This is a genomic window from Henriciella sp. (assembly GCF_049649345.1).
Lineage (GTDB): Bacteria > Pseudomonadota > Alphaproteobacteria > Caulobacterales > Hyphomonadaceae > Henriciella.
The window spans coordinates 1-13,036 of the sequence record NZ_JBARZC010000295.1; the positions used below are offsets into that span (position 1 = coordinate 1).

The 13,036-nt window shown below is 56.8% G+C and carries 11 protein-coding genes; 6 read left to right on the top strand and 5 right to left on the bottom strand.

Annotation, left to right across the window (positions count from 1 at the left end; all coding sequences use genetic code 11):
- The coding region (locus WA989_RS07760; RefSeq protein WP_424339931.1) for a TonB-dependent receptor domain-containing protein at positions 1–1,842 on the top strand (1,842 nt) is incomplete at its 5' end.
- A gap of 74 nt (positions 1,843–1,916) precedes the next feature.
- Here WA989_RS07760 and cysQ read toward each other — a convergent pair.
- Both cysQ and WA989_RS07770 read right to left on the bottom strand, forming a co-directional pair.
- Positions 1,917–2,711, bottom strand: a complete 795-nt coding sequence (gene cysQ, locus WA989_RS07765) for a 3'(2'),5'-bisphosphate nucleotidase CysQ (protein ID WP_424339932.1) — start codon at positions 2,709–2,711, stop codon at positions 1,917–1,919.
- Positions 2,712–2,759: 48 nt separating this feature from the next.
- Positions 2,760–3,722, bottom strand: a complete 963-nt coding sequence (locus WA989_RS07770) for a Gfo/Idh/MocA family oxidoreductase (protein WP_424339933.1) — start codon at positions 3,720–3,722, stop codon at positions 2,760–2,762.
- Positions 3,723–3,951: 229 nt separating this feature from the next.
- On the opposite strand from WA989_RS07770, the gene cysD reads away from it, so the two are divergent.
- Genes cysD through WA989_RS07785 form a run of 3 tightly spaced genes read left to right on the top strand, consistent with a single transcriptional unit; the run spans position 3,952 to position 7,473 of the window.
- Positions 3,952–4,854, top strand: a complete 903-nt coding sequence (cysD, locus tag WA989_RS07775) for a sulfate adenylyltransferase subunit CysD (RefSeq protein ID WP_424339934.1) — start codon at positions 3,952–3,954, stop codon at positions 4,852–4,854.
- A complete protein-coding gene (cysN, locus tag WA989_RS07780; RefSeq protein ID WP_424339935.1) occupies positions 4,854–6,758 on the top strand; it encodes a sulfate adenylyltransferase subunit CysN in 1,905 nt (634 codons plus the stop codon). The genes cysD and cysN overlap by 1 nt, the downstream gene beginning before the upstream one ends.
- Complete coding sequence (locus tag WA989_RS07785; protein WP_424339936.1) at positions 6,700–7,473, top strand: hypothetical protein; 774 nt, start codon at positions 6,700–6,702, stop codon at positions 7,471–7,473. Before cysN ends, WA989_RS07785 begins: the two co-directional genes overlap by 59 nt.
- A 38-nt stretch (positions 7,474–7,511) precedes the next feature.
- On the opposite strand, the gene WA989_RS07790 is transcribed toward WA989_RS07785, so the two are convergent.
- Positions 7,512–8,534, bottom strand: coding sequence for a glycosyltransferase family 2 protein (locus tag WA989_RS07790; protein WP_424339937.1), 1,023 nt, complete (start codon positions 8,532–8,534; stop codon positions 7,512–7,514).
- Positions 8,535–8,616: 82 nt separating this feature from the next.
- Positions 8,617–9,900 carry a hypothetical protein gene (locus tag WA989_RS07795; RefSeq protein ID WP_424339938.1) on the bottom strand — a complete coding sequence of 428 codons (1,284 nt, stop codon included), beginning with the start codon at positions 9,898–9,900 and terminating at the stop codon, positions 8,617–8,619.
- A gap of 206 nt (positions 9,901–10,106) precedes the next feature.
- Here WA989_RS07795 and gmd point away from each other — a divergent pair, with 206 nt between their 5' ends.
- On the top strand, positions 10,107–11,078 hold the full coding sequence (gmd, locus tag WA989_RS07800) for a GDP-mannose 4,6-dehydratase (protein WP_424339939.1): 972 nt from the start codon (positions 10,107–10,109) through the stop codon (positions 11,076–11,078).
- A gap of 2 nt (positions 11,079–11,080) precedes the next feature.
- Positions 11,081–12,049 (top strand): GDP-mannose 4,6-dehydratase, encoded by a 969-nt coding sequence (locus WA989_RS07805; RefSeq protein ID WP_424339940.1) that lies wholly within the window; start codon positions 11,081–11,083, stop codon positions 12,047–12,049.
- On the opposite strand, the gene WA989_RS07810 is transcribed toward WA989_RS07805, so the two are convergent.
- Positions 12,050–12,913, bottom strand: coding sequence for a methyltransferase domain-containing protein (locus WA989_RS07810; protein WP_424339941.1), 864 nt, complete (start codon positions 12,911–12,913; stop codon positions 12,050–12,052). It lies immediately after the preceding gene.
- Between the last annotated feature and the right edge of the window lie 123 nt (positions 12,914–13,036).

Here is a 13,036-nt window from a genome sequence, read left to right on the forward strand (position 1 = left end):
ACGCAGGTGGTCCCGGCTTCGAACCCAGGCTTTCAGCAATATATTGCTGACAATCCGGGTGATTTTCCGGCCGGTACACTTGCGGCGCTTTATATTGGCCGTTCCTTCGCGTGGGGCGGTTTCCCGGGCACCGACTACGGCGCTCAGGAAGGCTTCCGGACCTATGAAAGCTGGCGGGCGTCCGGCGCGCTCGATGGGGCGTGGGACAATGGCGTGAACTGGGATACGGCGCTCAGCTACTCGACGACCGAGGGCGAGCGGATCACCAATGACACCTATATTCTCGGCTTCACGGCGGCTCTCAATGGTTTCGGTGTTTGTACCGATCCGATTACGGGTAACGATCCGGCGACCGGCACCCAGCCCTTTGCTGCTGGCTATGTAGGTAGCCTCGTCGCGGGTGCGGGCGGGTGTGAATATTATAACCCGTTCTCCAACTCGATCCCGGCCAGCGGCGTTACCGGCGAGCCTAATCCAAACTTTGTGCCGGCGCTTGAAAACTCCGAGACGCTGGCCAACTGGCTGACCGATGGGGTTGGTTCAGTTGTGACGACCGACCTTCTCGTCTGGGATGCGACCGTCTCGGGCATGAGCGGCGTGCAAGCGGCTGGTGGCGAGGTCGGCTGGGCGGCCGGCGTACAGGTTCGCCGCGAGAGCTATGAGGTCGAGCCAAATGAGGTGACAGACCTGACGCAGAACCCCGGACCGGGTGGCACGGGACCGTTCTCCTTCCTCGCCGGTACGACGCCGTTCGATGAAGAGCAGACGATCTATGCTGTGTTCGGCGAACTCCAGGTTCCGCTCTTCGAGGATGTCGATATGCAGTTCGCCGTCCGCTACGAGGACTATGGCGGCGATGTTGGATCGACTTTCGACCCGAAAGTCGCGGCAAAGTGGCAAGTCAATGACAGCTTCGCGCTGCGTGGCTCGGCCCAGACCTCGTTCCGTGGCCCGACGCTGAACCAGCTCTCCGGCCAGGTCACCACGCTGCAATTCGTCGCCCCGACGTCGGCGTTTAAAGCGATCGACCAGTTCGGTAATCCCGACCTAAGCCCGGAATCAGCGTTCAGCTTCAATCTCGGTGCGCTGTACGACAACAACAACGGTTTCACCGCGTCAGTCGACTACTATAATTTCGACTTCTCGGATCCGATCATCGTTGAAGACCAGGCAGAGGTCGTGGCCGCTGCCATTGCTGCGCTCAATGCTGGCGATACAGAGGCAGGCATCCTCTCGAGGATTACCTTCACCGACAATAATGGCGATGGTCTCAACCAGCCGAACGAGATCGCCCGCGTGCGGACCAATGTCGTGAACGGCCCTGATATCCAGACCTCAGGTATCGATCTCCGGGCTGAGCAAGTCTGGGATAGCGGTGCGTCGGAGATCTCTGTCGGCGGTGAGATGACCTACATCATTGAGTATGATGTCGATGATTTCGGCATTGAAGATGTGATCATTCCCGGCGGTGACCGGGTCGACCAGTTCAACCGGTCGAACTTCTCCCGATCCCTGCCGCAGTGGAAGGCAAACGTCTTCGCCAATTATGCGATGGGCAATCACAATGTGCGCGGTGTCATGCGCCACATCGACGCCTATGATGATGAGCGCGGCGACCTCACAGGGAACGGAAATTCGGAAATCGAAAGCCAGACGACGTTCGACCTGTTCTACACCTATCGTGCGGATATGTTCGATCTCGGTCTGTCGGTGGTCAATGTGACGGATGAAGATCCGCCATTTGCCCAGTTCGATCTGAACTACGATCCGTACACCCACAACCCGTTCGGCCGTACGTTCAAGATCAGCCTGACCACCCGCTTTGGCGGTACCGGCAACTAGGCTGAGCCTTTCAGACAAAAAAGAAGGGCGGTGCTTCGGCGCCGCCCTTTTTCATTGATGGCTGCGCGAGGCCCTCAGACGGGCGTCACGTCGCCATAGACGATGAAGTGCGGATTGTCGTAACCGCGCTCTTTCTTGCCATAGCGAAGCGGCACGCCGTCTTCGGTCATCACCCGCGCGCCGGCCGCTTCGGCGACAGCCTGTCCGGCGGCCGTGTCCCATTCCATAGTGCGGCCCATGCGCGGATAGATATCGGCCTCGCCGGCGCCGACCAGACAAAGCTTCAGTGATGAGCCGGCCGAGATGATCTCCTTCACATCGAATTTGGACAGGAACTCATCAGTCTCTGGCGAGCGGTGTGATTTCGAGGCGATGGCTGTCAGGCCTTCTTCAGGCGCCTTGCGGATCTGCATCGGCATCCGGCTGTCGCTCGCAGGCACGGGCTCTCCCGGTTTCACCTCGGCCTGCCAGGCGGTGTCGGGGCTTTCGGCCAGGAACAGCCGATTAAGGGCTGGCGCATAGACGACGCCCATCACTGGCTTGCCATGCTCGATGATTGCGATGTTCACGGTGAACTGGCCATTCTTCTTGATGAATTCCCGCGTCCCGTCGAGCGGATCGACCAGCGCAAAGCGCGCCCCATGGTCGGGCAGGTTTCCCGCGGCGACCGATTCCTCTGCAATGACATCAAGATCCGGATCGGCCTCGGCAAGCCCCTTGAGGATGAGCACCTCTGCCTTCTCGTCCGCCTCGGTCACCGGTGAGGCGTCGTCCTTGCTGTCGACATCGAAGTCCGTCTCATAAATCTCCATGATCAGCGCGCCCGCATCGAGAGCGATTCTGGCGAGTTGGTCAGGTGTGAGGCTCATTGGGGTCTCCTTGTCGGACTGAAGAATGATGGGGCTGCTGGGCCGGGCTTATGCCCACGTTTCGCAGGCAGCGCAAATGCGGTGCGCGATATTGATCGCGTCGAAAGCCTGATGGCTGGTGCCGTGCTTCAGCGGCGATGTACCGGCGATGGCAGCCAGGAATTCCTCAAGCTCCTCGCGCGCAGTGTCCTGCCCCGCGAACTCCCGCACCGTCTCGTCCGGGTTTGGGAGGACCTCGCCCGACCGGGTTCGCTCAACCCTGGCGTGGATGAGCATTTCCGGGCCATACCCTTCAAGACCCGGCGTATGCCCGTCGAGCCAGATATATCCGTGCTCGAATCCGAGCTCCAGGCGAAAGGTCTGGCGCCAGGAGGTCGCCGAGGAGTGCAGCTGGACGAGGGCGCCGCTGCCCGTCTTCAGGAGCGCGAGGACATTCTCTGACCGTTCTGGTGCGCCATCGCTCATCGCTTTGACGCTTTCGAAAGGGCCACAGAAACGATGCAGCAGCTCCAGCATGTGAATGGCGAGGCCGATCAGGATGGAAGGCGTCACGAGGGCGCCGGATGGCGGGCCCGCATGTCCATAAGCGGCGCGCGCGGTCAGCAGCTTGCCGAACTCGCCCGCCTGCATGAGCCCTAGCGCCTGCTGCACGCTGCCATGATATCTGAGGCCGCAGCCAAACTTCAGCACCGCGCCGCTATCGCGCTCGGCCTCTCTCAGATTGATGATGTCTTCGACAGTCTCGCCGCCTGGCAATTCGCTCAGCACATGAATGCCTTTTTCGAGCGCAATTCTGGCGGCGCGCGCAGAGATATCGGGCGCCAGCGCAAATATAGCTGCGTCGATCTGTGCCGGATCCAGCATCTCATGCCAGTCCGTATCGGAAAGAGACGAGACCTGTTCGGTCGACCAGGTGTTGACGATCTTCGCAGCCTCGGATGCGGTGAGCGCATGGCACCGCGCGGCTGCCAGTCGGCTCTTTCCAAAGACAGCAAATCGAAGGGCGGGCATTTGTGAGGGCGGCTCTCAATCAGGCGAAAATGTTGTCACCTCGCCTAGACTGTCAGGGCCTGTCCATCAACTCGCCCAATGTAGCGAGACCGAAGCTGGCACGCTTTTTGTACACTTTCCCTAACAACACTTGTTAAGGGGTATGATGGCGGTTGACCCTTGTCAGTCAGTTCGATCAAACGCCATCTGAAAACACAACGCAAAACGACATAATCCATCCGGACCTAATATGACCACGCTTACACATCTCGACCGGCTGGAGGCCGAGAGCATCCACATCTTACGCGAAGTTGCCGCCTCCGCGCAGAACCCTGTGATGATGTATTCGATCGGCAAAGACAGCTCGGTGATGCTGCATCTTGCCCGCAAGGCGTTTTATCCAGGTCCGCTACCGTTTCCGCTCTTGCATGTCGATACCACGTGGAAGTTTCGCGAGATGATCGCGTTTCGCGACAAGCTGAAGGACGACCCGGCAATCGAGCTGCTCGTTCATACGAACGAAGAAGGCGTCGAGCAGGGGATCGGACCGTTTTCGCACGGGTCCGCGATGCACACCGATGTAATGAAGACGCAGGCGCTGAAGCAGGCGCTCAACAAATACAAGTTCGATGCAGCCATAGGCGGCGCTCGGCGCGATGAGGAAAAGTCCCGCGCCAAGGAACGTATTTTCTCCTTCCGCTCGGCTCAGCATCGCTGGGACCCGAAGAACCAGCGCCCCGAACTCTGGTCGCTCTACAACACCCGCATCAAGCCGGGCGAGAGCGTGCGCGTCTTCCCGCTGTCAAACTGGACCGAGCTCGATATCTGGCAGTATATCTATCAGGAGAATATCGAGATCGTGCCGCTCTATTTCGCGAAAGAGCGCCCGGTGGTCGAGCATGACGGCATTACCATCATGGTTGACGATGACAGGCTCCCGCTCAAGGACGGCCAGACGCCCGACATGAAGCGCGTCCGCTTCCGCACGCTTGGCTGCTACCCGCTCACCGGTGCGGTCGAATCCTCCGCTGCCTCGATCACAGAGATCATTGAGGAAATGCTGCGTACCACCACGTCCGAGCGCGAAGGCCGCGCCATCGACAAGGACGCGCCAGCCTCGATGGAAATGAAAAAGCAGGAGGGCTATTTCTAATGGCCGGTTACGCTGCACCCGAATTCACCGATATCGAAGCCTATCTCGACAGCCAGCTGAAGAAGTCGCTCCTGCGCTTCATCACCTGTGGCTCCGTTGACGATGGCAAATCCACAATGATCGGCCGCCTGCTGTACGAATCGAAGATGATCTTCGACGATCAGCTCGCTTCGCTGAAGAATGAGTCGAAAAAGTTCGGCACACAGGGCGAAGACATCGACTTCGCGCTCCTGGTGGACGGTCTTGCCGCTGAGCGCGAGCAGGGCATAACGATCGACGTCGCCTACCGTTTCTTCTCGACCGATGCGCGCAAATTCATCGTCGCCGATACGCCCGGACACGAGCAGTACACGCGCAATATGGCGACCGGTGCGTCGACCGCTGATCTTGCCATCGTCATGATCGATGCGCGCAAGGGTGTGCTGACCCAGACCCGCCGCCACAGTTTCATCGTCTCACTCGTCGGCATCAAGCATGTCATCCTCTGCATCAACAAGATGGACCTCGTCGATTATAGCCAGGAGGCCTACGAACAGATCCTCGCCGACTATCAGGACTTCGCCAAAGATCTTGGCTTTGAGTCGATCCAGGCGATCCCTGTATCCGCCCTGAAAGGCGACAATGTCGTCGAGAACAGTGCCAACACACCCTGGTATGATGGCCCGCCCATCATGACCTATCTCGATACGATCGAGATCCAGTCGGACGCGCAGGACAAGGCCTTCCGTATGCCCGTTCAGTGGGTCAATCGCCCCAATCTCGATTTCCGCGGATTTGCCGGCCAGATTCTTTCCGGCACGGTTAAACCAGGCGATGCGGTCCGCGCGCTTCCCTCCGGCAAGTCGAGCAAGGTCGAGCGAGTCGTCGCCATGGGCAGCGATCTCGATGAGGGTGTTGAAGGCCATTCCATCACGCTGACGCTCGAAGACGAAATCGACATTTCCCGCGGCGACGTGATCTGCGCCGATCAGGAGCCGGCCGAAGTGTCCGACCAGTTCCAGGCGACGCTTCTCTGGATGTCGGATGGCGAGATGTTCCCCGGCCGGTCCTATGTGATGAAGATCGGCGCGCGCGAATGCCAGATGCAGGTCACCGAACAGAGATACAAGATCGACGTGAATACGCGGTCCCATGAGGCAGCCAAGACGCTGCACCTCAACGAGATTGGCGTCTGTAACATCGCGCTCGACCGCGAGATTGCATTTGATGCCTATCAGGATAATCGCCGCATGGGCGGCTTCATCATCATCGACCGGATGACGAATGAAACTGTCGGCATGGGCCTGATCAATTTTGCCCTGCGCCGCGCCTCGAACATCCACCGGCAGGCCATGGACGTGTCAAAGCAGGTCCGCGCGTCAATGAAAGAGCAAAAACCGGTCATTCTCTGGTTCACCGGGCTTTCCGGCGCAGGCAAATCGACAATCGCGAATATCGTCGAACAGCGTCTCGTCCAGATGGGCAAGCACACCTATACGCTTGATGGCGACAATGTCCGTCATGGCCTGAACAATGATCTGGGCTTCACGGACGCCGACCGGGTCGAGAATATCCGCCGGGTGGGCGAGGTCTCCAAGCTGATGACCGACGCTGGCCTGATTGTGCTCGTCTCCTTCATCTCGCCCTTCCGCGCCGAACGCCGGATCGTGCGCCAGATGGTCGAGGAGGGCGAATTCTGGGAAGTCTTCGTCGATGCGCCGCTGGAAGTCGCCGAACGGCGCGATGTGAAAGGCCTCTACAAGAAGGCCCGCGAAGGCAAGATCAAGAACTTCACCGGGATCGACAGCCCCTACGAGCCGCCCATGGAGCCTGAGCTCCACCTTGAAACCGACACGCTGACGCCGGATGCCGCAGCCGACCTGGTCATCCAGCGCCTGGAAATGGCCGGGCTTCTCGATCAGTAGCGGGGCGAACTGGCGCTCCCGGTTGCCTTGGCATCGGGCTTGCGTGCCGCGGCCAGGATCGTACGATCAAGACCGAATAGACAAGGGGATTATTCAAATGCGTTCAATATTGATATTGTCCGTTATGGCATTGTCGGCCTGCGACATGTCCAGCATGGACGGATTTGGCAGTAGTGAAACCAGCGCGCCGGAACCGCCGGTCGTTGAGGAAACAGCGCCGGCTGATAACTTTTCCGCAGACGTGCGGGTCATCCCGACGGCAGAGATCGTCGGCCAGATGGTCTCCCCCCCTGCAATCACGGTCACACCAAATGAGGATTCAACGGTCACAATTTCCGGCGGTAATCAGGATGGACCATCGGCCGGTACGACGGCGGGGGCGGCTTTCGTCTTCGGGCCGGATCTCGAACAGCAGATTGCTGGTCATTCTGTAAGGATCAAACTGCTCGCAAAATCGGATGTCGAGGGTGCAAACATGATTGCGGCCTATTCCACAAATGAGGTCGGAAACAGCGGATGGCAAGAATTCGCCCTGACCGATACGTTCGAAGAATACTCATTTCCGATGAAAATTCCTCCGGTCAAAAATGGTCGCGACGACTATCTCGGGCTGCTGGCTCCGTCCGGCGATGTAACAATCGCTGCTGTGGGCGTCGATATCGGCGAACCGTTTGCGCCCGCGCCAGCTGTCGAAGAAGAGTTCGCACCGGAATAGGGCGGGCGGTGTGGCAGACGGTAAGCTGTCTGCCGGCCTTAATTTGAAGCTCTTTGCCGCTCCTTGGGTCTATCCCGCCGCGAGCGCCATACATGTGTCTTCCGTCTGCTCAGCTGCAGGGGATTCCAGCTCATCTTCTGCATGATCTGCCAGGAAGAGACCGTGCGGGTCGCCTGGATTTCCTTTCGGCGTTTCCATATGCCGCCGATATCGCCCAGCGCTTCGAAAAGCCCGATGCGCATCGCCTTGGCGTACGGTTTACCAATCGCGCGCAAATATAGATAAAGGGTCGCCAATACGTGTCCCGGCAGTGTTAGCGCCAGCGCAGTGGGCGGCATATTCTGTAAATAAGTGCGCAGCCTGTTCCGCGTACCAAGGCGGATCGTGAAGTCGCTATAGCGGCCCGTGATGGCGCTGCCATGGTGATGCACAACGGCGCTCGGAACAAATATGCAGCGCTCATCCCGGAGCCTGAGCCTGAAACCGAGGTCCACATCCTCGCAATAGCAGAAGAAAGTCTCGTCAAACCCACCGACCTCAAGGAAGAGATCCCGCCTGATCATCATACTCGCCCCGCAAGGCGAAAAGCACTCGCCTTCCTCGGGCATCTCACTCGCCGGCCGGCCAAAGCCGCCTCGCCAGGGAATACCCACCACGGAATAGGCATCGCCCGCACCGTCCAGAATTGAGGAATTGACCGCGTCTAGCTGGGCAGTTGTAAAGATCGATGCATCAGCATGGCGGAGATGCGCCGCAAGCAGCTGTTCAAGCCATCCTGCTCGCGCTTCTGTGTCGGGATTAAGCAGAGCCAGCCAGTCGCATTGGGTTTCAAGTGCGGCAATATTGTTTGCCTTCGCAAATCCAGTGTTCTCCGGGAGGCAAATTAGGCGGGCTTGGGGCAATTCTGACAGGTTGAGCCGATCGATAGAACCGTCGGTAGACGCGTTGTCTATAATTAGGATTTCATCAGGCTGGCGATGCTGATGCTGTAGGTGATTGATCGCCGATTGAAGGTATCCGCCACTATTGTAGCTCACAATGATGACGGCGACTGTGCTCATTCCATGCTTTCTGAGAAGTTACGGTGTCAGAAGGTGTTCGCTCACATTACCCGGGACAGTGTTGCCTAAATCAGATAGGCCTTCATCCCGTCGTAGTAGGCTTCAGGCCTAAGAGCCGACGTGTTTCGGATAACAGTGAATCGGGTGCCAAATTTCTTGCTATTGCTTTGGGCGCGGCCTTGCCAATCGCGCGAAGGCTTTGCCGATCTTCTGCCAATAAGGCCAACTGCCGAGCGGCTGCTTCCTCATCAACCGCTGCCCACTTCAGATTGCTATCATCTTCGGACGCATAGACCCCGTCGCTGTCCGCTACATCGACAAGTTCAAATGGCAAACTTACGCTTGAGCCAGACTCCATGAACTGCAGATTTCCCGACCAACCGGTGGCCATAACGCATTTGCCTAAAGCCATACCTTCCGCCAGATGAAGTCCGAACCCTTCTGCCCGGTGAGCCGAAAGTAAAACGTCGTGGGCCCGAAACATCTGCCATTTCTCGCTGTCTGACATCGATTTGTTTACGAGGCTGATATTGCTCCACCCAGTGATCATATGTTGCAGCTGCTTCTCGCTCTGCGGAAACTCGGCGAGATTTCTTGTCTTGACTGTCAACGTTGCGGATTGGGGCGCTTGGGAAAATGACCTTTGAAATATTCTGATAGCCCCAAAAATGTTTTTTCGCTGAAGCGACGAACGACCGTCAGCCATGACCAATACTCGAAGTGGGTGAGTTTTATCATATTCGGGGGCCGTCTCTGGAACCGACGGGACGCGAACGGGGCAAGGCACAATCGAGATATGAAGTTTTTTCTGTTGAACGTGCGGATTTTTGAGAAACGCTTCGGAGACAAATGTGCTAGGCGCCCAGACTTCCGATACGAGATCAAGGGCCGGCTCCCAGCTTGTTGGAATCGCCGACAGTTCCCAGAGCCAATAGCCTATTAGCTTAGTCCGATGCCAGCGGCGAATACCCAGTGCTTGAATGGCCGGAATAAATTCAGGTGGGTTGGTGTGGATTATGATTGCGCAGTGGTTTGGAGATATCGATCGTGCGAGAGGAATTGAAGTTTCATGATCGATTTGATCGAACGCTTCGCTGAGATCAAAACAGACAGGCGAAAACCCAGCGTCCCGCAAAGCATAGTAGTTTAAGCGGGCGGCTTCTCCGAGACCGTTCGCAGTTCTAAACATGCCTGCGAGCACCAATTGTTGGTTGTCGGCGGGCATGCTTGCGCTTACTGGCGCTGGACGTGGCAAGAGTTCGGCGGAAATACGCCGGGCAAGCGGCCGTAAACCTGGAAAGGCTCGAACTAGGTCTGATGCGGCCATCAAAAATCCTGCTGGAACAAGGCGGATCGCTGCGGTCATTTTAGGCGGCTGGAGAGTTGACGTCCACCTAATGAGCGCAGCGCTATTGGTGCGTGATTGAAGGATGCCGTAGGTTACCCGTTACCGATCTGACACGGCCTCACGCGTATCTCACCCCCTCGGAAGCAGAGGGGCAGCTTGTAGTTGACATCGCCAGCAATCCTGTCCACGAGCACCCCTCATAAGAAGTTCAAGCAGGGAAAATTATGGCAAAAACTGCATTTATCACAGGATTGACCGGCCAAGACGGCGCCTACCTTGCTCAGCTGCTGCTTGAGAAGGGATACCGAGTAACCGGACTGGTGCGCCGTTCCAGTACTTCTGAGATCAATAATCTGAGGCTGAAGTGGCTAGGCATCGAGAACCAAGTCGAGTTCATCGATGGCGACCTCACCGACGTTTCGGGCCTTGTGCGGACGCTCCAAGAAGTGAAGCCTGACGAAATATACAATTTGGGGGCTCAATCTTTTGTAAAGTCATCCTGGCAGCAGCCGCTTTTAACCGGGGGCGTTACAGCGCTCGGGGTTACGAACTTGTTGGAAGCAATGCGGATCGTTGTCCCAGATGCACGTTTCTACCAGGCATCTTCTTCGGAAATGTACGGCAAGATTCAGGAGGATATGCAGGACGAAGACACGCCTTTTTATCCGCGTTCTCCTTATGCTGTTGCCAAGCTTTATGGCCACTGGATCACAGTTAATTATCGCGAAAGCTTTGGGATGCATGCATCAAGCGGCATACTTTTCAATCACGAGAGCCCACTGCGGGGCATCGAATTTGTGACCAGGAAAGTCACTGACGGCGTTGCGCGAATCAAAATGGGCTTAGCTGATGAGTTGCGTCTAGGTAATATCGACGCCAAGCGTGACTGGGGGCACTCCAGGGACTATGTTAAAGCGATGTGGATGATGCTGCAGCAAGACATTGCTGACGATTTCGTAATCGCGACAGGCGTAACCACGACCGTTCGGGACATGTGCAAGATTGCTTTCAATCATGCCGATCTTGCAATGGAGGACCATCTTGTCATCGACCCGGCTCTCTTCCGTCCAGCCGAAGTGGACATACTGCTCGGTAATCCGGCAAAGGCGAAGTCCAAGCTCGGCTGGGAGCCGCAAATAACGCTTGAGGAGATGATAATTGAGATGGTGGACGCGGATCTCAAACGTCTGGGGTAAGCATGTCACAGCGGACAACAAGCCGTGAAAACCCACTACTCATCACAGGGGGCACCGGCTTCGTAGGCCGACACTTGGTGTTGGCTGCAGCAGAGCATGGTCTCCCGGCTGACGCCATAGTCGCGGCGTCGCCGCGTCGCGATGCGGACTTGAGCGTGCGACAGGAAGCTTTCGATATGACGGACGCCGGTTCGATCTTCCAGCTTATAGAAAAGGTAAAACCAAAAACCGTTGTGCATCTAGCTGCAATTGCCGCTCCCGGAGAGGCTCGTGCCAACTACGACGCGGCATGGTCAATCAATTTTGAAGGCACACGTAAACTTGCCGAAGCGATCCTGAAGCATGCTCCTGAGGCGCGTCTGGTGTTCGCTGGTAGCGCTGAAGCTTATGGGGAGAGCTTCAACAGCGTCGAAGGCCCGATTTCGGAGGATGCGACGCTCCGACCAGCCTCTACTTATGGCGCGACTAAAGCTGCGGCCGACATCATGCTAGGCCAGCTTCAGGCGGAGGGTTTGGACGTTATACGAACACGCTCGTTCAATCATTCGGGGCCAGGCCAGACGACCGACTATGTCGTGCCAGCATTTGCGGAACAGATTGCAAACGCTGAAGCCCGCAGACAGGATCCAGTGATCAGAGTCGGCAATCTCGACGCAAAGAGGGATTTTCTTGATGTGAGAGACGTCGCTAAAGCGTATGTTGCGATGGCGCTTGCTGATGGCGTTCATCCTGACGCTCGCGTGATAAATGTTGCATCAGGATCAGCCGTTCGTATTCAACACATTCTGGACACCCTCATCGGTATGGCAGCGATTGAAATTTCAGTCGACCTTGATCGCGAGCGGCTGCGTCCTAGCGATGTACCGCACGCGGCTGGCGACAACCAGCGTCTGATCAAATACTTCGGATGGTCACCGCGGTATGAGTTGGCTGAGACCTTAGCTGACACCTTAAACTTCTACCGAAGTTAGTTACCCCGGTTTCCTGCAAACGTGAAACTGAGAATAGCATTCCTCAGGGAGGGGATGAATACGAGCGCCCACAACGAAGTCGCGGTAGTCGAATACACCCGTACGGACGGTTTCAGGCATGTGATTCGTGCCGAATGTATTTTCAACCGCAAATCCACTCGAGCTCAGCATATCGACCATTGCCGAAAAAGAGTATTCCTTGAAATGCTCTGGGTGAACGACTTCAAGGCCAGCGCTTGCTGCATGCACGGATGTAATCGAACCATTCGGCGTGTCTAGCGCGAACACTCCCCCAGGGCGAAGGACGCGGAAGGCTTCCTCAGCCATCCGGACCGCAGCTTCTTCCGGAACATGCTCGATGCTCTGACCGGACCATACAAGGTCTATTGTGCCGTCATCAAAGGCAGACAATTTAGTCATGTCGCAATACAGAATCGAAACGTCGCCTTCGCTCGTCGAATTGTCGACTTCAACCTCCATCTCCGCCTTCGCAAAGAACTCGTGACGTTCGTCGGCCGGCAGGTCTATTAGATAGAGCTTTTCGAATTTATGGGGATATCCCATAGAAAACAGAGGCGCATTGGCGCCGCCCAAGTCGAGAATGATATCCGCTTGAGGCAGGCAAGTTCGAACTGATAATCTTCTCGCATTGTGGATATGGTAGAGATGGTTCGTGGCCGCGTGCTCTACTGCGCCATCTAGTCCGGCATTGGACAGAAATACTCGCATTATCGCGTCGAAGGAGCTGAGGTTCTCGGCGTCTATCTGCCTGGCGATTTGAGCTTGCAGCTCAGTGTGGCCCTCTCCCAAAACCAGTTGTACTGCTGAATTGGCTAAGAGTTTAGAGTCTTTCGGAAAATCCATAAGTCTCCGCGTTTATGGCTCCAAAAGCTTGGTCTGGGACGCTTTCACCGCTGCTTAAAGTGGCGCGTCCAAATTGTCTTTACAGAGGCTGTCGGATAAAGAAGCCGTATCAGACCGCCGGAA

Bases quoted from the DNA above. Each gene is read 5' to 3' on its own strand.
- gmd (WP_424339939.1), top strand. From the start codon at position 10,107: ATGGCAAAAACTGCATTTATCACAGGATTGACCGGCCAAGACGGCGCC.
- cysD (WP_424339934.1), top strand. From the start codon at position 3,952: ATGACCACGCTTACACATCTCGACCGGCTGGAGGCCGAGAGCATCCAC.
- WA989_RS07770 (WP_424339933.1), bottom strand. From the start codon at position 3,722: ATGCCCGCCCTTCGATTTGCTGTCTTTGGAAAGAGCCGACTGGCAGCC.
- WA989_RS07805 (WP_424339940.1), top strand. From the start codon at position 11,081: ATGTCACAGCGGACAACAAGCCGTGAAAACCCACTACTCATCACAGGG.
- WA989_RS07785 (WP_424339936.1), top strand. From the start codon at position 6,700: ATGCCGCAGCCGACCTGGTCATCCAGCGCCTGGAAATGGCCGGGCTTC.
- cysQ (WP_424339932.1), bottom strand. From the start codon at position 2,711: ATGAGCCTCACACCTGACCAACTCGCCAGAATCGCTCTCGATGCGGGC.
- WA989_RS07795 (WP_424339938.1), bottom strand. From the start codon at position 9,900: ATGACCGCAGCGATCCGCCTTGTTCCAGCAGGATTTTTGATGGCCGCA.
- WA989_RS07790 (WP_424339937.1), bottom strand. From the start codon at position 8,534: ATGAGCACAGTCGCCGTCATCATTGTGAGCTACAATAGTGGCGGATAC.
- cysN (WP_424339935.1), top strand. From the start codon at position 4,854: ATGGCCGGTTACGCTGCACCCGAATTCACCGATATCGAAGCCTATCTC.
- WA989_RS07810 (WP_424339941.1), bottom strand. From the start codon at position 12,913: ATGGATTTTCCGAAAGACTCTAAACTCTTAGCCAATTCAGCAGTACAA.